This window comes from Streptomyces sp. NPDC039480 (assembly GCF_055597165.1).
In genome coordinates this window covers 202,247-218,670 of sequence record NZ_JBVITX010000009.1, presented here as the reverse complement: position 1 = coordinate 218,670, position 16,424 = coordinate 202,247, and the positions used below count along the sequence as shown (strand labels likewise).

General features: G+C 69.1%; 19 protein-coding genes. 10 read left to right on the top strand and 9 right to left on the bottom strand.

Annotated elements, in window-relative coordinates; all coding sequences use genetic code 11:
• Positions 1–99 precede the first annotated feature (99 nt).
• The 3 genes from ACZ56E_RS27205 to ACZ56E_RS27195 form a co-directional block, all read right to left on the bottom strand.
• A complete protein-coding gene (locus tag ACZ56E_RS27205) occupies positions 100–1,131 on the bottom strand; it encodes an alanine racemase (RefSeq protein ID WP_398301812.1) in 1,032 nt (343 codons plus the stop codon).
• Between the two features lie 66 nt (positions 1,132–1,197).
• Positions 1,198–2,319 (bottom strand): lipid II:glycine glycyltransferase FemX, encoded by a 1,122-nt coding sequence (locus tag ACZ56E_RS27200; protein WP_471218107.1) that lies wholly within the window; start codon positions 2,317–2,319, stop codon positions 1,198–1,200.
• Between the two features lie 149 nt (positions 2,320–2,468).
• The gene (locus ACZ56E_RS27195) at positions 2,469–2,783 is read right to left on the bottom strand and encodes a hypothetical protein (RefSeq protein ID WP_471218105.1); all 315 of its coding nucleotides are present in this window, start codon (positions 2,781–2,783) and stop codon (positions 2,469–2,471) included.
• Positions 2,784–3,048: 265 nt separating this feature from the next.
• On the opposite strand from ACZ56E_RS27195, the gene rpsF reads away from it, so the two are divergent.
• The 4 genes from rpsF (at position 3,049) to rplI (ending at position 4,803) form a co-directional block, all read left to right on the top strand.
• The gene (gene rpsF / locus ACZ56E_RS27190) at positions 3,049–3,339 is read left to right on the top strand and encodes a 30S ribosomal protein S6 (protein ID WP_016644628.1); all 291 of its coding nucleotides are present in this window, start codon (positions 3,049–3,051) and stop codon (positions 3,337–3,339) included.
• Between the two features lie 78 nt (positions 3,340–3,417).
• Positions 3,418–4,014, top strand: a complete 597-nt coding sequence (locus ACZ56E_RS27185) for a single-stranded DNA-binding protein (RefSeq protein ID WP_468607240.1) — start codon at positions 3,418–3,420, stop codon at positions 4,012–4,014.
• Positions 4,015–4,101: 87 nt separating this feature from the next.
• Positions 4,102–4,338: a 30S ribosomal protein S18 gene (gene rpsR, locus ACZ56E_RS27180; RefSeq protein WP_003949403.1), complete on the top strand. Its 237-nt coding sequence runs from the start codon at positions 4,102–4,104 to the stop codon at positions 4,336–4,338.
• An 18-nt stretch (positions 4,339–4,356) separates the two neighbouring features.
• Positions 4,357–4,803, top strand: coding sequence for a 50S ribosomal protein L9 (gene rplI / locus ACZ56E_RS27175; protein ID WP_150185080.1), 447 nt, complete (start codon positions 4,357–4,359; stop codon positions 4,801–4,803).
• A 162-nt stretch (positions 4,804–4,965) separates the two neighbouring features.
• Here rplI and ACZ56E_RS27170 read toward each other — a convergent pair whose 3' ends face one another.
• Entirely contained in the window at positions 4,966–6,312 is a 1,347-nt protein-coding gene (locus ACZ56E_RS27170; RefSeq protein ID WP_471218102.1) for an MATE family efflux transporter, read from the bottom strand.
• A gap of 451 nt (positions 6,313–6,763) precedes the next feature.
• On the opposite strand from ACZ56E_RS27170, the gene dnaB reads away from it, so the two are divergent.
• Positions 6,764–8,239 (top strand): replicative DNA helicase, encoded by a 1,476-nt coding sequence (gene dnaB, locus ACZ56E_RS27165; protein WP_471218101.1) that lies wholly within the window; start codon positions 6,764–6,766, stop codon positions 8,237–8,239.
• A 122-nt stretch (positions 8,240–8,361) separates the two neighbouring features.
• Here dnaB and ACZ56E_RS27160 read toward each other — a convergent pair whose 3' ends face one another.
• The gene (locus ACZ56E_RS27160; RefSeq protein WP_471218099.1) at positions 8,362–9,204 is read right to left on the bottom strand and encodes a MerR family transcriptional regulator; all 843 of its coding nucleotides are present in this window, start codon (positions 9,202–9,204) and stop codon (positions 8,362–8,364) included.
• Positions 9,205–9,325: 121 nt separating this feature from the next.
• Here ACZ56E_RS27160 and ACZ56E_RS27155 point away from each other — a divergent pair, with 121 nt between their 5' ends.
• Both ACZ56E_RS27155 and ACZ56E_RS27150 read left to right on the top strand, forming a co-directional pair.
• Positions 9,326–9,934, top strand: a complete 609-nt coding sequence (locus ACZ56E_RS27155) for a TetR/AcrR family transcriptional regulator (protein WP_471218096.1) — start codon at positions 9,326–9,328, stop codon at positions 9,932–9,934.
• On the top strand, positions 9,931–10,845 hold the full coding sequence (locus ACZ56E_RS27150; RefSeq protein WP_471218095.1) for an alpha/beta fold hydrolase: 915 nt from the start codon (positions 9,931–9,933) through the stop codon (positions 10,843–10,845). The genes ACZ56E_RS27155 and ACZ56E_RS27150 overlap by 4 nt, the downstream gene beginning before the upstream one ends.
• Position 10,846: 1 nt before the next feature.
• On the opposite strand, the gene ACZ56E_RS27145 is transcribed toward ACZ56E_RS27150, so the two are convergent.
• Together ACZ56E_RS27145 and ACZ56E_RS27140 are read right to left on the bottom strand one after the other, a co-directional pair.
• Positions 10,847–11,590, bottom strand: coding sequence for a dienelactone hydrolase family protein (locus ACZ56E_RS27145; protein WP_471218093.1), 744 nt, complete (start codon positions 11,588–11,590; stop codon positions 10,847–10,849).
• 156 nt (positions 11,591–11,746) lie between these two features.
• Positions 11,747–12,700, bottom strand: coding sequence for an SDR family NAD(P)-dependent oxidoreductase (locus tag ACZ56E_RS27140; protein ID WP_471218091.1), 954 nt, complete (start codon positions 12,698–12,700; stop codon positions 11,747–11,749).
• A 90-nt stretch (positions 12,701–12,790) separates the two neighbouring features.
• Here ACZ56E_RS27140 and ACZ56E_RS27135 point away from each other — a divergent pair, with 90 nt between their 5' ends.
• The 3 genes from ACZ56E_RS27135 (at position 12,791) to ACZ56E_RS27125 (ending at position 15,299) form a co-directional block, all read left to right on the top strand.
• Positions 12,791–13,336 (top strand): MerR family transcriptional regulator, encoded by a 546-nt coding sequence (locus ACZ56E_RS27135; RefSeq protein WP_471218089.1) that lies wholly within the window; start codon positions 12,791–12,793, stop codon positions 13,334–13,336.
• A 63-nt stretch (positions 13,337–13,399) separates the two neighbouring features.
• Positions 13,400–13,864 carry a carboxymuconolactone decarboxylase family protein gene (locus ACZ56E_RS27130; protein WP_471218087.1) on the top strand — a complete coding sequence of 155 codons (465 nt, stop codon included), beginning with the start codon at positions 13,400–13,402 and terminating at the stop codon, positions 13,862–13,864.
• 58 nt (positions 13,865–13,922) lie between these two features.
• Positions 13,923–15,299: a serine hydrolase domain-containing protein gene (locus ACZ56E_RS27125; protein ID WP_471218086.1), complete on the top strand. Its 1,377-nt coding sequence runs from the start codon at positions 13,923–13,925 to the stop codon at positions 15,297–15,299.
• A gap of 56 nt (positions 15,300–15,355) precedes the next feature.
• On the opposite strand, the gene ACZ56E_RS27120 is transcribed toward ACZ56E_RS27125, so the two are convergent.
• Both ACZ56E_RS27120 and ACZ56E_RS27115 read right to left on the bottom strand, forming a co-directional pair.
• Positions 15,356–15,808 carry a GNAT family N-acetyltransferase gene (locus ACZ56E_RS27120; protein WP_471218083.1) on the bottom strand — a complete coding sequence of 151 codons (453 nt, stop codon included), beginning with the start codon at positions 15,806–15,808 and terminating at the stop codon, positions 15,356–15,358.
• A 111-nt stretch (positions 15,809–15,919) separates the two neighbouring features.
• Positions 15,920–16,378 (bottom strand): MarR family winged helix-turn-helix transcriptional regulator, encoded by a 459-nt coding sequence (locus tag ACZ56E_RS27115; RefSeq protein ID WP_468091678.1) that lies wholly within the window; start codon positions 16,376–16,378, stop codon positions 15,920–15,922.
• Positions 16,379–16,424 lie beyond the last annotated feature (46 nt).

The following is a 16,424-nucleotide window of genomic DNA, read 5'->3' as shown; positions in this document are numbered from 1 at the left end:
GGACTCGGCATACGTCATACGGAAGGGCCGGTACGACTCGTCGTCGTACCGGCCCTTCCGCGTGCCGGATCGGTCCGCCTCAGCGGTCCACGGCGCCGCTCAGCGGTCGACCATGCGGTCGAACTGCGTGGTGGTGTGCCGCAGGTGGGCCACCAGTTCCTCACCGACCTTCGGCTCCGGCGCGTCGGAGGGGACGAAGAGGATCGAGACCTGCATGTGCGGCGGCTCCGCGAACCAGCGCTGCTTGCCCGCCCAGACGAACGGCGAGAGGTTGCGGTTGACCGTCGCGAGACCCGCGCGGGCCACACCCTTGGCGCGCGGCATCATGCCGTGCAGCGCCTTCGGCGCTTCCAGGCCGACACCGTGCGAGGTGCCGCCGGCGACCACGACCAGCCAGCCGTCGGACGCGGCCTTCTGCTGGCGGTAGCCGAAACGGTCCCCCTTCGCGACCGCGGTGACGTCGAGGACGGCACCGCGGTACTCGGTGGCCTCGTGGTCGCCCAGCCAGAGGTTCGTGCCGATGCGGGCACGGAAGCGCGTCTGCGGGAACTGCTGCTGCAGACGGGCGAGTTCATGAGCCTTGAGGTGGCTGACGAACATCGTGTGCAGCGGCAGCCGGGCCGCGCGCAGACGGTCCATCCAGCCGATGACCTCCTCGACGGCGTCCGAGCCGTCGGTGCGGTCCAGCGGCAGGTGGATCGCGAAGCCCTCGAGGCGTACGTCCTCGATGGCGGCGTGCAACTGCGGAAGCTCCTGCTCGCTGACGCCGTGCCGCTTCATCGAGGACATGACCTCGATGACGACGCGGGCGCCCACGAGGCCGTGCACGCCGTCGAGCGACGACACGGAGCGGATGACGCGGTCGGGCAGCGGCACCGGCTCCTCGCCCCGCCGGAACGGGGTCAGGACCAGCAGGTCGCCGCTGAACCAGTCCTTGATCCGAGCGGCTTCGTAGGTCGTGCCCACGGCGAGGATGTCGGAGCCGAAGCGCGTGGCTTCCTCGGCGAGGCGCTCATGACCGAAGCCGTAGCCGTTGCCCTTGCAGACCGGGACGATGCCCGGGAACTGCTCCAGCAGGTGCTTCTGGTGTGCCCGCCAGCGCGCGGTGTCGACATAGAGCGTGAGCGCCATGGCTGGATCCCGGAACCTTTCTCGTGCCTGCGGTGTATCAGAGTTGTGGAAGGAAATTGTGCGGGATCAGCGGCGCGACATGTAGATGTCGAGCGCCTTGTGCAGCAGCTTGTTGAGCGGGAAGTCCCACTCGCCGATGTACTCGGCGGCCTCGCCGCCGGTGCCGACCTTGAACTGGATCAGGCCGAAGAGGTGGTCGGTCTCGTCCAGCGAGTCGGAGATGCCGCGCAGGTCATAGACGGTGGCCCCCATGGCGTATGCGTCGCGGAGCATCCGCCACTGCATCGCGTTCGAGGGCCTGACCTCACGCCCGATGTTGTCCGACGCGCCGTAGGAGTACCAGACGTGCCCGCCGACGACCAGCATCGTCGCGGACGACAGATTCACGCCGTTGTGCCGCGCGAAGTACAGGCGCATGCGGTTGGGGTCCTCGGAGTTGAGGGCCTGCCACATCTGCTGGAAGTAGCCGAGGGGCCGCGGGCGGAACTTGTCGCGCACCGCGGTGATCTCATAGAGCCGCTGCCACTCGGGAAGGTCGTAGTAGCCGCCCTGGACGACCTCGACACCGGCCTTCTCGGCCTTCTTGATGTTGCGCCGCCACAGCTGGTTGAAGCCCTTCTGGACCTCGTCCAGGGAGCGGTTGGCCAGCGGCACCTGGAAGACGAAGCGGGGCTGCACGTCACCGAAGCCGGCGCCGCCGTCCTCACCCTGCTGCCACCCCATCCGGCGCAGCCGGTCGGAGACCTCGAAGGCCCGCGGCTCGATGTACGTCGCCTCGACGTCCCGCAGCCGCTTCACGTCCGGGTTCTGGATGCCGGCCTTGATCGCCGGAGCGTCCCAGCGGCGGATCACGACCGGCGGACCCATCTTCACGGAGAAGGCGCCCTGCTGCTTCAGATGCGCCAGCATCGGCTGCAGCCACTCATCGAGATTCGGGGCGTACCAGTTGATGACCGGCCCCTCGGGCAGGTACGCGAGATAGCGCTTCAGCTTGGGCAGCTGTCGGTAGAGCACCAGGCCGGCGCCGACCAGCTGACCGGTCCTGTCGTCGAACCAGCCCAGGTTCTCCGAGCGCCATTCGCTTTTCACGTCAGCCCATGCCGGGACCTGGCAATGACTCGCCGACGGCAGTGTCTGGATATACGCCAGATGCTGCTCGCGACTGATGGTCCTCAGGGTCAGACTCATTCGGGGCGCTCCTCGGGCTGGTGTGTCCCCATGGGTTCAGGGGCTCCGGCTCACGCGCCGAAGCCTACTGCGCCCTGGGAGCGCCCCGTCTGGGCGTACGGAACTCGGGCTCCCGGCCCGTCCGTGCGGGCCGGGGTGCCACGAGGTCGTCAGCCGACGATTCCGCCGAAGAGTCCGCCGTGTGCCATGCCCAGGAAGAAGCCGATCGCCGAAGCGCCGAGGCCCAGGATCAGACCGAAGCGCTCACGGGTCGTCGCCGAGATGAGCTGGCCGTACGCACCCGTGGCGATCCCGATCAGGCCGGCCCACGAGCTGATCAGATGGAGGTTGTGGAACATCGCCGTCACGAAGGCGATCGCTCCGAGCACCAGGGTCACGCCGAGCAGCGCGTCCTGGAGCGGATGGGGCTTGCCGTCCGTGGCGAAGAGGGAAGTGGCGGTGTTCGGTCGCATTACTTGTGCCATGTGAGGCACCTCCTGCGGAAGCGGCGCATCGTAGCGCCATACACACCCGATGTGTACAGATTCTGCCCGTCCCCCGCCGGATTTCAACCGGAAGCCTCGGTGCGGGTACTCTGTACCGTCTGCACCGGTGTCTGCCCTGGCCACAGCATGAGCCCCCGCTCGCGGGAGCCGATTGTCAGTGGCGGCCGATACCGTTGCGTACGCATCACGACCCTCCTGCCACGGAACGACCGTGGCCGCTGAGTCCAAAGGAGGTGGGTTCCACATGCGTCACTACGAAGTGATGGTCATCCTCGACCCCGATCTCGAGGAGCGCGCTGTCTCCCCGCTGATCGAGAACTTCCTCTCCGTCGTCCGTGAGGGCAACGGAAAGGTCGAGAAGGTCGACACCTGGGGCCGTCGTCGTCTGTCCTACGAGATCAAGAAGAAGCCCGAGGGCATCTACTCGGTCATCGACCTGCAGGCCGAGCCTGCGGTCGTCAAGGAGCTCGACCGACAGATGAACCTGAACGAGTCGGTCCTCCGGACCAAGGTCCTCCGTCCCGAGATGCACTGAGCTTTCTAGCTCAGCAGCACCCGGGAATCGAGTAGCAGCAACAAGCAGCCAGCAGCAAACCCGCCGAGAGGTTCCCCCATGGCAGGCGAGACCGTCATCACGGTCGTCGGCAATCTTGTCGACGACCCCGAGCTGCGCTTCACCCCCTCCGGTGCGGCGGTCGCGAAGTTCCGTGTCGCGTCCACCCCCCGCATCTTCGACAAGCAGACCAATGAGTGGAAGGACGGCGAAGGCCTGTTCCTGACCTGCTCGGTCTGGCGTCAGGCGGCGGAGAACGTCGCGGAGTCGCTCCAGCGAGGCATGCGCGTCATCGTGCAGGGCCGGCTGAAGCAGCGGTCCTACGAGGACCGTGAGGGCATCAAGCGCACGGTCTACGAGCTGGACGTCGAGGAAGTCGGCGCCAGCTTGAAGACCGCCACGGCCAAGGTCACCAAGACCACCGGTCGAGGCGGCCAGGGCGGTTACGGCGGCGGTGGCGGCGGCCAGCAGGGCGGCGGCTGGGGCGGTGGCTCCGGCGGCGGTCAGCAGCAGGGTGGCGGCGGTGCTCCCGCCGACGACCCCTGGGCGACCGGTGCGCCGGCCGGCGGCGGCCAGCAGCAGGGCGGCGGCGGTGGCGGCTGGGGCGGAAGCTCCGGCGGCTCCGGTGGCGGCTACTCGGACGAGCCCCCCTTCTAAGCCTCAGGGCCTGAGCCCCAGGGCTTTCAGGCCTCCGGGCCGAGGGTGGGCCGTAACCCCACTTCTTGATCACACAGGAGAAACACCATGGCGAAGCCGCCTGTGCGCAAGCCTAAGAAGAAGGTCTGCGCTTTCTGCAAGGACAAGGTCACGTACGTGGACTACAAGGACACGAACATGCTGCGGAAGTTCATTTCCGACCGCGGCAAGATCCGTGCCCGCCGCGTGACCGGCAACTGCACGCAGCACCAGCGTGACGTCGCCACGGCCGTGAAGAACAGCCGTGAGATGGCGCTGCTGCCCTACACGTCCACCGCGCGATAAGGGAAGGGTGACCGACTAATGAAGATCATCCTCACCCACGAGGTCTCCGGCCTCGGCGCCGCCGGCGAGGTCGTAGACGTCAAGGACGGCTACGCCCGCAACTACCTGATCCCGCGGAACTTCGCGATCCGCTGGACCAAGGGTGGCGAGAAGGACGTCGAGCAGATCCGTCGTGCTCGCAAGATCCACGAGATCGCGACCATCGAGCAGGCCAACGAGATCAAGGCCCAGCTCGAGGGCGTCAAGGTCCGCCTGGCCGTTCGCTCCGGCGACGCCGGTCGTCTCTTCGGTTCCGTCACCCCGGCCGACATCGCTTCGGCGATCGAGGCTGCCGGTGGTCCGAAGGTCGACAAGCGCCGTGTCGAGCTGGGCGCGCCGATCAAGACCCTGGGCGCCCACGCGACGTCCGTGCGTCTGCACCCCGAGGTTGCCGCGAAGGTTAACGTCGAGGTCGTCTCCGCCTAAGCACTGCGCTTGGCAGAGTTGAAGCAATCGTTGGGCCGTACCCCTCGGGGTGCGGCCCAACGTGTTTCTCACGAGCGGACGTGTTTCTCGTGCCCAGCGTGTTTCTCGAAGAGCCCTGTTTCACGTGAAACAGAACTCAGCGCTGTGCTCAGTGCTCAGCTCTCAGCGCGTGGCGCCCGTGACGATCCAGCGGCCGGAGCGGGAGCGCAGCCACAAGGTCACCATGCGCACCGCCATCATCAGGGTCATCGCTCCCCACAGCGCGGTCAGGCCGCCGCCGAAGGTGGGGACGAGCAGGGCGACGGGGGTGAAGAGCGCCAGCGTGACGATCATCGCCCAGGCGAGGTACGGTCCGTCGCCCGCGCCCATCAGGACGCCGTCGAGGACGAAGACGATGCCGCAGATCGGCTGAGCGAGGGCGACCACGACGAGGGCGGGCAACGCCGCGTCCTGGACGGTGCCGTCGCTGGTGAAGAGCGGGATGAACAGCGGCCGCGCGAGGACGACGAGCAGGCCGAGGACGACACCTGAGGCGATGCCCCACTGCACCATCCGACGGCAGACGGCGCGTGCGCCGTCCGGATCGTCGGCGCCCAGATAGCGTCCGATGATCGCCTGACCGGCGATGGCGATGGCGTCGAGCGCGAAGGCCAGCAAACTCCACAGGGACAGCACGATCTGGTGGGCGGCGATGTCGGAGTCGCCGAGGCGGGCCGCCACCGCGGTCGCGATCATCAGGATCGCCCGCAGCGAGAGCGTCCGGACGAGAAGCGGCGCACCGGCTTGGGCACAGGCCCGTATCCCGGCGGCGTCGGGCCGCAGCGAGGCGCCGTGCCGTTTGGCGCCGCGGACGACGACGAAGAGGTAGACGGCGGCCATGCCGCACTGGGCGATGACGGTGCCCCAGGCGGAGCCGGCGATGCCGAGGTCGGCGCCGTAGACCAGACCGACATTGAGGACGGCGTTGGCGACGAAGCCGCCGATCGCGACGTACAGCGGGGTCTTGGTGTCCTGGAGGCCGCGGAGCACACCGGTGGCGGCGAGCACGACGAGCATGGGCGGGATGCCGAGCGAGGAGATCCGCAGATAGGTGATGGCATAGGGGGCCGCGGTGTCGGACGCGCCGAACAGGTCCACCAGGGCGGGCGCGGTGGGCAGGACCACGGCGATGACCGCGGCCCCGAGGAGCAGGGCGAGCCAGATGCCGTCCATGCCCTGCCGGATGGCGGCCGGGAGATCGCCCGCACCGACTCTGCGGGCGACGGCGCCCGTCGTGGCGTACGCGAGGAAGACGAAGATGCTCACCGCGGTGGTGAGGAGCGCCGAGGCGACGCCGAGACCGGCGAGCTGGGCGGTGCCGAGGTGCCCGACGATGGCGCTGTCGGCGAGGACGAAGAGGGGCTCGGCGACGAGCGCGCCGAAGGCGGGTACGGCGAGGGCGATGATCTCTCGGTCATGCCGTCGCCGAGCGGCCTTGGGCGCCGCGGGAGCCTGTGTCATGGGCACCAATGTAATCTTCCACAGGTAAGAGATGCAACGTTCTTTAGACCCTTACCTGGGCTGTGGCTCGGCGCCCTGTGGGACGCCTTTTGCGACGATCTTGGTCCGAGCGGGAAAGTTTTTCTTCTGCACAGCCGGTGGATGGGAAAGGTGCAGGTCAGGAGGTGTTTCTCGAACTGGCTGAGTGCTTGTTCACAGGGCTGTCCACCGGCCCGTGCACAGGTTTGGCGGAGTTCTCCACAGCATCGGGCCCGTCATCCACACCGCCTGTGGATAACCAGATTGGCTGACGGTGCCCGCAGGCCTACCGTGGTCCGGCGCCCGCCTCGTCGTACGACCTCGGAAACCCCGTAAAACCGACGCGTCAGAACCGGAGTTGGGCCCCCTTATTTGTCAGTGTCGTGCCTTAGGAAAGAGGGGCACGGCGAGGTCCGCGCGGCGGACGGGAGGAGGTGGCCCGGTGAGTATCTCCGAGCCTTTGGACGACCCCTGGGCCGACAGCGGTCCCAGTGATCGTCTGCCCGTCTCCCGCCAGCGCCGCGACGGAGGCCGGGGCCGCGACGAGCAGCACGAGCGCGGTCGTGAGGGCGGCTGGGACGTCGGAGGCTCGTCGTTCGAGCGCGTCCCTCCGCAGGATCTCGACGCGGAGCAGTCGGTGCTCGGCGGCATGCTGCTCTCCAAGGACGCCATCGCCGATGTCGTCGAGGTCCTCAAGGGCCACGACTTCTACCGGCCCGCGCACGAGACGATCTACGCCTCGATCCTCGACCTGTACGCGAAGGGCGAGCCGGCCGACCCGATCACGGTCGCCGCCGAGCTCACCAAGCGCGGCGAGATCACCAAGGTCGGCGGCGCCTCCTATCTGCACACGCTGGTCCAGACGGTCCCGACGGCGGCGAACGCCGAGTACTACGCGGAGATCGTCCACGAGCGCGCGGTGCTGCGCCGACTCGTCGAGGCCGGCACCCGCATCACTCAGATGGGGTACGCGGCCGACGGTGACGTCGACGAGATCGTCAACAGCGCCCAGGCCGAGATCTACGCGGTCACCGAGCAGCGCACCACCGAGGACTACCTGCCGCTCGGCGACATCATGGAGGGCGCTCTCGACGAGATCGAGGCGATCGGCTCCCGTTCGGGGGAGATGACCGGTGTGCCCACCGGCTTCACCGACCTCGACCAGCTCACCAACGGCCTGCACCCCGGCCAGATGATCATCATCGCCGCCCGACCCGCCATGGGTAAGTCGACGCTGGCCCTGGACTTCGCACGCGCCTGTTCGATCAAGCACAACATGCCGAGCGTGATCTTCTCGCTCGAAATGGGGCGCAACGAAATCGCGATGCGCCTGCTGTCCGCCGAGGCCCGCGTGGCCCTGCACCACATGCGCTCCGGCACCATGACGGACGAGGACTGGACGCGCCTCGCCCGGCGCATGCCGGACGTCTCGGCCGCCCCCCTCTACATCGACGACTCCCCGAACCTGTCGATGATGGAGATCCGCGCCAAGTGCCGCCGCCTCAAGCAGCGCAACGACCTCAAGCTCGTCGTCATCGACTACCTCCAGCTGATGCAGTCCGGCGGTTCCAAGCGGGCCGAGAGCCGCCAGCAGGAAGTCTCGGACATGTCGCGAAACCTGAAGCTCCTGGCCAAGGAGCTGGAGCTGCCGGTGATCGCGCTCTCGCAGCTGAACCGTGGCCCCGAGCAGCGCACCGACAAGAAGCCCATGGTCTCCGACCTGCGTGAATCCGGCTCGATCGAGCAGGACGCGGACATGGTGATCCTGCTGCACCGCGAAGACGCGTACGAGAAGGAATCGCCTCGCGCGGGCGAGGCGGACATCATCGTCGGCAAGCACCGTAACGGCCCCACGGCGACGATCACCGTCGCCTTCCAGGGCCACTACTCGCGTTTCGTGGACATGGCACAGACCTGATCCGGCCCTGGCGTACCGCCTCATTTCGTGCCGTTGTACGGCGCAAGATTTACGGCCGAGGACTCCCCGTACCACTCGCTCTGGCGCCAACTCGGGATCCTCACGCGTGGCCACACCAGCGATCAGCTGTCTGCGGAGAGATCCTCGGCAAGGAGCTGTGCCGTGAGTTCCATGCACCGCGTCCGGGCCGCGGAGAAGCCGTAGGGCATCTTGGTCACCGCTTCGAAGGCGCTCATCTGGGCGTCTTCCTCGCCGCTCGCCTCGGCGTCGTAGATCTCGAAGAGCTTCTCCTCGGCCACGTCCAGTCCGTCCGCTTCAATGGCCCGGTGCAGGGCTTTGTGGTGGGCGCAGTGCTGCGCGGCGAGTTCCTCGACCCGCGGATCGTGGGGGTCGACGGTGTCGTCGAGGGCGGCGTCGGCCGCGTCGAGGCGGTCTGCCTCGGCCCGTAGGCCGGGATGGGTCGCCAGGGTGATGAACACGCTGGCCTGAATCGCGGCTCCCAGCGGCCCAAAGATCCGTTCCGTGACCAGCAGGGCGTCCAGGTCGGAGGGGCGCAGTGCGCCAGAAGGCAGGTGGCTGAGCCGGTCCGTGACCAGCGGGGAGAGCAAGCCCAGTGGGCTGCCCACGGCGCGCAGGCGCTGGACTGCCGCGCGCTGACGCTTGATGTCGGCCTCTTTGGCGGCCAGGGTCTCTTCCAGCCGGCCCAGGACGTCCTCGACGTCCCGGGCTGCGTCGAAGGCGGTCCGCATGTCGTCCAGGCCGATGCCGGCCTCGGACATCTTGCGGATCCACAGCAGGCGGATCATGTCGTCGTAACCGTAGCGGCGGCGTCCGTCTCCGCCTCGCTCGGGCTCCGGCAGCAGACCGATCTGGTGGTAGTGCCGAATGGCGCGCGGGGTGGTTCCCGCGAAGGCGGCGGCATCGCCGATCTTGACCTCGCGGGGAGGCGTGGCGGAGGGGTACATCGCAGACAGGGCCTTTCGTGCCGTGGTGCCCTCGACGACAGCACATGCCGCTATGGCATGTGCAAGTACCCTAGGGGCCCTAGGATAAAACTAGGGCCTCAAGGATCTAGGGAGGGTGTGCATGGCGCGGGCCGGGTTGACGGCGGAGCGGGTGACGGTTGTGGGGGCCGAGGTGGCGGACGACGTCGGGTTCGACCAGGTGTCCATGTCGCAGGTGGCGCGGCGGCTGGGCGTGAAGGACGCGAGCCTCTACACGCACGTCCGCGGTCTGGAGGATCTGCGCGGCCGGATCGCGCTGCTTGCGGCGGACGAGAAGACCATTCGCATCGCCGAGGCGACCGCCGGACTGGCGGGCAGGGACGCGCTGGTCGCGTACGCCGACGCCTGGCGGAAGTACGCCCACGAGCACCCGGGCCGCTACGCGGCTACGCAGGCCTCGATCCAGATCGACCCCCAACTGGCCGCGGAGGCGCCCGGATCGCGGCGCGCGGTCGGGCTGACCTACGGCATGCTGCGCGGTTACGGCCTGGCCGAGCCCGACCTGACCGACGCGGTCCGGTTGCTGCGCAGCACGTTCCACGGGTTCGTCGCCCTGGAGGCGGCGGGCGGGTTCGCGCACGAGCGTTCGCCGCAGCAGTCGTGGGTCCGCGCGCTCGACGCCCTGCACACTCTCCTGGAGCACTGGCCTCCGTCCGAAGAACCTACGTGCGGAGAAGGAGACTCCTCATGACCACGCCGACCACCGGCAACCTGCGCGTGAAGGGCGCGACCCTCCACTACGAAGTGCGCGGTCAGGGCCCGCTCCTGCTGCTGATCCCGGGTGGGACGGGCGGCGCGGCCTCCTTCGACGGCATCGTCGACGACCTGGCCACGGAGTACACCGTCGCGACCTATGACCCGCGCGGCATGTCCCGCAGTGTGCTGGACGACCCCGAGGCCGAGCAGCACGTCGCCGATCATGCCGATGACGCGTTCCGGATGCTGGAACTGCTGTCGCCTGCAGAGCCCGCTGAGCTTGGTGGCCCCGCCGGCCCCGCTCGCGTGCTCGGCGTCAGCTCGGGTGCGATCGTCGCCCTGCACCTGCTCACGACTCATCCCGAACGCATCGAACGCGTCGTGGCACACGAGCCGCCGATGGTGGAGGTCCTGCCGGACGCTCCCCGACACCGCGTGCTCCTCGCACGTGTGCAGGAGACCTTCCGCACGCAGGGCCTCATGCCGGCGATGGCCGTGTTCGTGGCCGGGTTGAAGGAGGACGACGACACCAGCGAGCCGAAGGGCGAGACGGGGAGCGAGCCGAAGGCCGAGAGGGAGGCCGAGGTGGAACTGCCGCCCCAGGCAGCGGCGCGGGCCGAGCAGACGATGGCCAACCTCCCGTACTTCGTCGGACGCATCGTGCCGAGCTTCATGTCCTACGTCCCGGACCTCCACCGGCTTGAGGCGCTGTCGGACCGCCTTGTGCTCGCCTGCGGTCAGGACTCACGCGGTGAGTTGCCGTACCGCCCGGCCGCCCTGCTGGCCGAGCGCTTCGGCACCGAACTTCAGCACTTCCCAGGTGGGCACACCGGTCTGACCACGCACCCCGCCGAGTTCGCCGTAAGCCTGCGGAAGGCCCTCCACACCTTCGCCGCCCGCCCCTGACTCACTCCGTCAGGGGCAGGCACTCGGCGAGCAGGCCGACGATGTCGTTCCAGGCCCGTTCCGCGTGCAGCGGGTGGTGACCGACGCCGGGGCGCACGGCCTGGTCCACCGGTGGGTGGTGGAAGGCGTGCAGGGCTCCGCCGTAGACCACGAGACGCCAGTCGACGCCCGCGGCCTGCATCTCGTCGGCGAAGGCGTCCCGCTGTTCGGGGGGCATGATCGGGTCCTCCGACCCGACCCCCGCCCACACGGGGCAACGGATGTGCGCCGCCTCGCCCGGACGGCCCGTGGTCAGTGCGTTGATCGTCCCGATCGCCCGCAGGTCGACGCCGTCGCGGCCGAGTTCCAGGACGATCGCACCCCCGGTGCCGTAGCCGATGCCGGCGATCCGGTCGGGGTCGGTCCGAGGTTCGGCACGCAGTACGTCGAGTGCCGCGTGGCCGATCTCCCGCATCCGGCCCGGGTCGGCGAGCAGGGGCAGCGCGTGCGCCAGCATCTCGTCCGGGTCGGTGAACCAGCGCCCGCCGTTGATGTCGAAGGCCAGCGCCACGTACCCCAGCTCGGCGAGGGCGTCGGCCCGGCGGCGCTGGAAATCGTTCAGACCCGTCCCTTCGGGACCGATCAGGACTGCCGGCCGGCGGTCGTCTCCGGCAGGGAGGGCGAGATGCCCGACCATCGTCCGACCGTCGGCCGGGTACTCGACCGTGCGCGTTGTGACCTTCGAAGCCGTTGAGACCGTCGTCATGGGAGGGGACTGTAGTGATCGTTGACGGCCGGTCGGGCCGATCTCTTCTGTTGGCAGAACCGTGTGGGTTTCGGCCCTGGGGCGGGCACCATGGAGGGCTTTGGTGCGGGATGCGGGATGCGGGATGCGGGATGCGGGATACGGGATCCTCACCGGTCAGAAGGCGTCGAGTCCGGTGAGTTCGCAGGACAGGTCCCAGAGCCTGGCTGCCGCGTCCGGGTCGACGGCCCAGGGCTTGACGCCCCCGATCAGCATGTCGTCGGTGGTGGCCGACTCGGCGATGTCGCAGTCCTGGCAGTACGCCCCGCCACGGCCCTCCAGCAGAGGTGAGGTCGCCGCCCACAGGGCTGTCGCCGCGCCCTGCTCGGGCGTCTTGAAGCCGGCGGCCGGTGTGCCGTCCGGAGTCACCCAGCCCTGTGCGAGCCACTCCTCGCGGGGGATGTGCCGTTGCAGCGGGGTGAGGATGCTGCCGGGGTGTACGGCGAAGGCATGCAGGCCGAGGTCGGAGCCGAGGCGGTCGAGGTGCAGGGCGAAGAGCGCGTTGGCGGTCTTGGACTGGGCGTAGGCCAGCCATCGGTCGTAGCCCGTGCGGAAGTGCGGGTCCGCCCAGCGGATGTCGGACAGGAAGTGGCCGGAGGAGGCGACAGCCACGACGCGGGCCCCGGCAGGCGCGAAGGCCGGGCGCAGGCGGTGGGCCAGCGCGAAGTGCCCGAGGTGGTTGACGGCGAAGTGCGCTTCCCAGCCAGGGCCGACGCCTGTCTCGGGGCAGGCCATGACGCCCGCGCCGTTGATGAGGAGGTCGAGGGAGCGGCCGGTTTCCAGGAAGCGTTCGGCGAAGACGCGGACACTCTCCAGGTCCGCGAGGTCGAGGGCGCGCACCTCCGTCCGGGGAGTGCCGCGCAGAGCGTCCTCAGCGGTTTCGGGGCGGCGGGCGGGGACGACGACGTGCGCGCCCGCGCGGACCAGTGCGTGCGTCGTCGCGAGGCCGAGGCCGGAGTATCCGCCGGTCACCAGAGCCGTGGTGCATGCCAGGTCCCTGCCCGCGAGGACGTCGTCGGCCGTGCTGCGGGCGCTGAATCCGGAGCCGATCTTCTGCTGTTCGGTGATCATGTCGGCGACGCTAGAACCTAGAGCGCGAGCTAGGTCAAGGCCACGAGGCAGGGGCCGGAACGGTCGGGGCATGCCAGATACGGTCGGGGCATGAGCGGGGACGTGGGCGATCCGCCCGGTGAGTGGCCTGATGAGAGACCCGACGCAGGGGTCCATGCATGGCTCGACGAGTCAGCGGTCCGACCGCCGGTGGACCGGGAGACGAATGGACTGTCCATCGGGAAGGTCGCAGAGGCGACCGGCCTGAGCGTGCACGCCCTGCGGTTCTTCGAGCGTGAAGGGCTCTTCCTGCGCGAGATCCCGCGCTCCAGCGGTGGCAGACGCGTCTATGAACAGGCGGATGTGGACTGGCTCCTGCTGTGCGGGCGGCTGCGGGACTCGGGCATGCCGATCGCCACGATCAGGAGGTTCGCGGCACTCGTGCGTTCGGGACCGGGCAACGAGCCGGACCGCCTCGCGCTGCTCCAGGAGCACGAGCGCGCCGTACGCGCGAAGATCGGCGACCTCGACGCCTGTCTGGAGGTCATCCACGGCAAGGTCGCCACCTACGAACAGCACCTGCGTGACGGGACGGCCGCCGGGCTCTGGTCGCCCGCGCCGCTCACATCCCCGCGTCGCGCTTCGTCGGTGCAGTGATGGACCACCACGACGCCACTGCGGCAGACAGCGGTGCCGGGCAGAAGCTTGAGGAGAACACTCATGCAGGCTCGTATGCAGAACCCCGCCCTGCTCATCCCTGAGGCCATGACGGCCTTGCTGTTCCTGTCGAAGGTCATCAGGAAGCAAGGTCTGCCCCAGGCGACCATCGAGCTGGTGCAGCTGCGCGTGAGCCAGATCAACGGAAGCAGCGTCTGCGTGGCCGGGAACGCACGCAGTGCCGCCGCGGCGGGTGCCACCGTCGAGCAGCGCTCAGCGGTGGCCGCCTGGCGGAGCACCCCCTGCTTCACCGATGCGGAACGCTCCGCCCTCGCCCTCGCGGAGGCCGCCACCCGCCTCGCCGACCGGCCTGACCCGGTGCCGACAGCGGTCTGGGACGAGGCCGCGAAGTACTTCACCGAGCAGGAGCTGGCGGCGCTCGTCCTCGCCATCGGAGTGGCCAACATGTTCAACCGCATCAACATCACGACACGACGGGTCGCCGGAGACCATTCCTGGGAGACCTGAGGGGCCGGCACCCTCGAATTCGCTCGACGCACGCGCGTCTCCCAGGTGAACTGGTCCCATGACGACACCCCATGAAGAGTTGCTCCCCTCCACCCGTCGAGCCCTGCTGCACCGCGTCGCCACCGCGCAGACGGAGGGCCGGACCCCGTCACTGGTCGCCGCGGTGGCCAGGGACGGCGCGTTGGTGTGGAGCGGCGGCCGCAGCATGGTGGACGGACACGAGCCGGACGAGAACGTGCAGTACCGCATCGGTTCGATCACCAAGACCTTTACCGCCGTGCTGGTCATGCGGTTGCGCGACGAGGGTGTGCTGGACCTCGGCGACCCGCTGGAGAAGCACCTGCCGGGCACCGGCGCGGGAGAGGCCACGATCGCCGAACTCCTCGCGCACACCGGCGGGCTGGCGGCCGAGACCCCCGGCGAGTGGTGGGAGCGCACCCCCGGAGCGACCCGCCCGGAGCTCGCCGATGTCCTGGGGGACGAGCCCTTCAAGCACCCCGTCGGCCGACGTTTCCACTACTCCAACCCCGGTTATACGTTGCTCGGTTCGCTGGTGGAGGCCGTGCGGGGCGCCCCGTGGGAGGAAGTGCTCCGCCGCGAGGTGCTGGAGCCGCTCGGGCTGAACCGCACGAGTGCTCAGCCGCAGGAACCGCACGCCGGCGGCTGGGCCGTGCATCCCTGGGCGGACGTGATGATGCCGGAGCCCGTCGAGGACCTGGGGCTGATGGCTCCGGCCGGTCAGCTGTGGTCCACGACGGCGGATCTGGTGCGCTTCGGGTCTTTCCTGGTGACGGGCGACGACCGGGTTCTCAGCGCGGATTCCGTACGGGAGATGCGGACGCCGTCGGCTCCGCTGCCGACGGGGGAATGGGACAGGGCGTACGGCCTGGGTGTGGATCTGCTGCGGTGGGAGAGGGGCAGCCTGGCCGGGCACGGAGGGTCGCTGCCCGGCTTTCTCGCCGCCCTGTGGGTGAGCGAGGCGGACGGTATCGCCGCGGTCGCGCTCGCCAACTGCACGTCGGGGCCGCCGGTGGCGGCGCTGGCCGTGGACCTGGTGAAGATCGTGGCCGACGCGGAGCCGCGCATCCCGGAGCCGTGGCGGCCGCTCCCCGAAGTCGATGAGAACGTACTGGAGTTGGCGGGCCCTTGGTACTGGGGGACTCAGGTGCTCGTACTTCGCCTGACGGCCGGCGGCGGAGTGGAGCTCGGGCCACTGTCCGGGGCGGGGCGCCAGGCCCGGTTCCGGCCCAACGGCGACGGCACGTGGACGGGGCTCAACGGGTACTACGCCGGAGAGCTGTTGCGGGCGGTACGGCGGCCGGACGGCTCGGTGAGCCACCTCGACCTGGGTTCGTTCGTCTTCACACGCAAGCCGTACGACGAGGGGGCGCCGGTGCCGGGCGGCGTGGACCCGCAAGGGTGGCGCGGCTTCTAGTTCTTGGGTCTGTTTCACGTGAAACAGTGAGCCGCTGTTTCACGTGAAACAGCGGCTCAGAGCTGCAGCTTGAAGCCCACGTGCGACGCCGAGAAACCGAGCCGCTCGTAGAAACGGTGGGCGTCGGTGCGCGTGGCGTCAGAGGTCAGCTGCACCAACTGGCAGCCCTGGCGCCGGGATTCATCGACGGCCCACTCGATGAACCGCGTGCCGAGGCCGCTGCCGCGCTCGTCGGCGTGGACGCGCACCCCCTCGATGATCGAGCGGGTGGCCCCCTTGCGCGAGAGCCCCGGAACGATCGTGAGCTGGAGTGTGCCGACGACGCGCCCCTGGCGCTCGGCGACGACCAGGTGCTGGTTCGGGTCGCCTGCCAGCCGCTCGAACGCCGTCATGTACGGGGTCAAGTCGTCCGGCGACTCGCGCGCGGCGCCCAGGGGGTCATCGGCGAGCATGCCCACGATGGCGGGCAGATCCGCGGCGACAGCAGGGCGTATCTCAAGATCTCCCATGGCCACAGCCTATTCACACGGCCTCAGCTATTCGCATGGCCTCAGCCAATTCCTACGGGCGCGGCCCCTGCGCGGCCCCTGCAGGCTGTGCCAAGGTCATGGTCCGCGGCCTCATGCCGGTACGCGCAGTGTCTCGACGGCCTTGACCAGTGGAGCGAGCTCGGGATTGCGGGCGGCCTCGTCGAGCGCCTCCCGCAGGGCGGCGTCATTGGTGGGTCGTGCCTCGGCGAGCAGCGCGGCGCCGGCCTCGCTGACGTCCGTGTAGATGCCGCGCCGGTCGGTGGGGCACAGATAGCGGGCCAGCAGGCCGCGCTCCTCGAGCCGGGTCACCAGGCGGGTGGTCGCGCTCTGGCTGAGCACCACGGCATCGGCGACCTGCTTCATCTGCAGATGGCCGCCTTCGCCGTCGTGCTGGCGGTTGAGGACGTCGAGAAGGCTGTACTCCCGCACGCTGAGGCCGTGCTTGGTCTGGAGGGCGCGCTCGACGTGGGCCTCGATCTTCCCGTGGAGCAAGGAGAGGGCGCACCAGCTTTGGGCGAGCGCGGTGAGTGCGGGGTCGGTCGCTGTCATGGCTCTTGTTCCTCCGTCCCGGAGCGGCTGTGCCCAGGGTAGTCCA

Bases quoted from the DNA above. Each gene is read 5' to 3' on its own strand.
- ACZ56E_RS27195 (WP_471218105.1), bottom strand. From the start codon at position 2,783: ATGGCACAAGTAATGCGACCGAACACCGCCACTTCCCTCTTCGCCACG.
- rpsF (WP_016644628.1), top strand. From the start codon at position 3,049: ATGCGTCACTACGAAGTGATGGTCATCCTCGACCCCGATCTCGAGGAG.
- ACZ56E_RS27155 (WP_471218096.1), top strand. From the start codon at position 9,326: ATGGCGCGGGCCGGGTTGACGGCGGAGCGGGTGACGGTTGTGGGGGCC.
- ACZ56E_RS27135 (WP_471218089.1), top strand. From the start codon at position 12,791: ATGAGCGGGGACGTGGGCGATCCGCCCGGTGAGTGGCCTGATGAGAGA.
- ACZ56E_RS27205 (WP_398301812.1), bottom strand. From the start codon at position 1,131: ATGGCGCTCACGCTCTATGTCGACACCGCGCGCTGGCGGGCACACCAG.
- ACZ56E_RS27160 (WP_471218099.1), bottom strand. From the start codon at position 9,204: ATGTACCCCTCCGCCACGCCTCCCCGCGAGGTCAAGATCGGCGATGCC.
- ACZ56E_RS27115 (WP_468091678.1), bottom strand. From the start codon at position 16,378: ATGACAGCGACCGACCCCGCACTCACCGCGCTCGCCCAAAGCTGGTGC.
- ACZ56E_RS27185 (WP_468607240.1), top strand. From the start codon at position 3,418: ATGGCAGGCGAGACCGTCATCACGGTCGTCGGCAATCTTGTCGACGAC.
- ACZ56E_RS27120 (WP_471218083.1), bottom strand. From the start codon at position 15,808: ATGGGAGATCTTGAGATACGCCCTGCTGTCGCCGCGGATCTGCCCGCC.
- ACZ56E_RS27140 (WP_471218091.1), bottom strand. From the start codon at position 12,700: ATGATCACCGAACAGCAGAAGATCGGCTCCGGATTCAGCGCCCGCAGC.
- ACZ56E_RS27125 (WP_471218086.1), top strand. From the start codon at position 13,923: ATGACGACACCCCATGAAGAGTTGCTCCCCTCCACCCGTCGAGCCCTG.
- rplI (WP_150185080.1), top strand. From the start codon at position 4,357: ATGAAGATCATCCTCACCCACGAGGTCTCCGGCCTCGGCGCCGCCGGC.
- rpsR (WP_003949403.1), top strand. From the start codon at position 4,102: ATGGCGAAGCCGCCTGTGCGCAAGCCTAAGAAGAAGGTCTGCGCTTTC.
- ACZ56E_RS27130 (WP_471218087.1), top strand. From the start codon at position 13,400: ATGCAGGCTCGTATGCAGAACCCCGCCCTGCTCATCCCTGAGGCCATG.
- ACZ56E_RS27145 (WP_471218093.1), bottom strand. From the start codon at position 11,590: ATGACGACGGTCTCAACGGCTTCGAAGGTCACAACGCGCACGGTCGAG.
- ACZ56E_RS27150 (WP_471218095.1), top strand. From the start codon at position 9,931: ATGACCACGCCGACCACCGGCAACCTGCGCGTGAAGGGCGCGACCCTC.
- ACZ56E_RS27200 (WP_471218107.1), bottom strand. From the start codon at position 2,319: ATGAGTCTGACCCTGAGGACCATCAGTCGCGAGCAGCATCTGGCGTAT.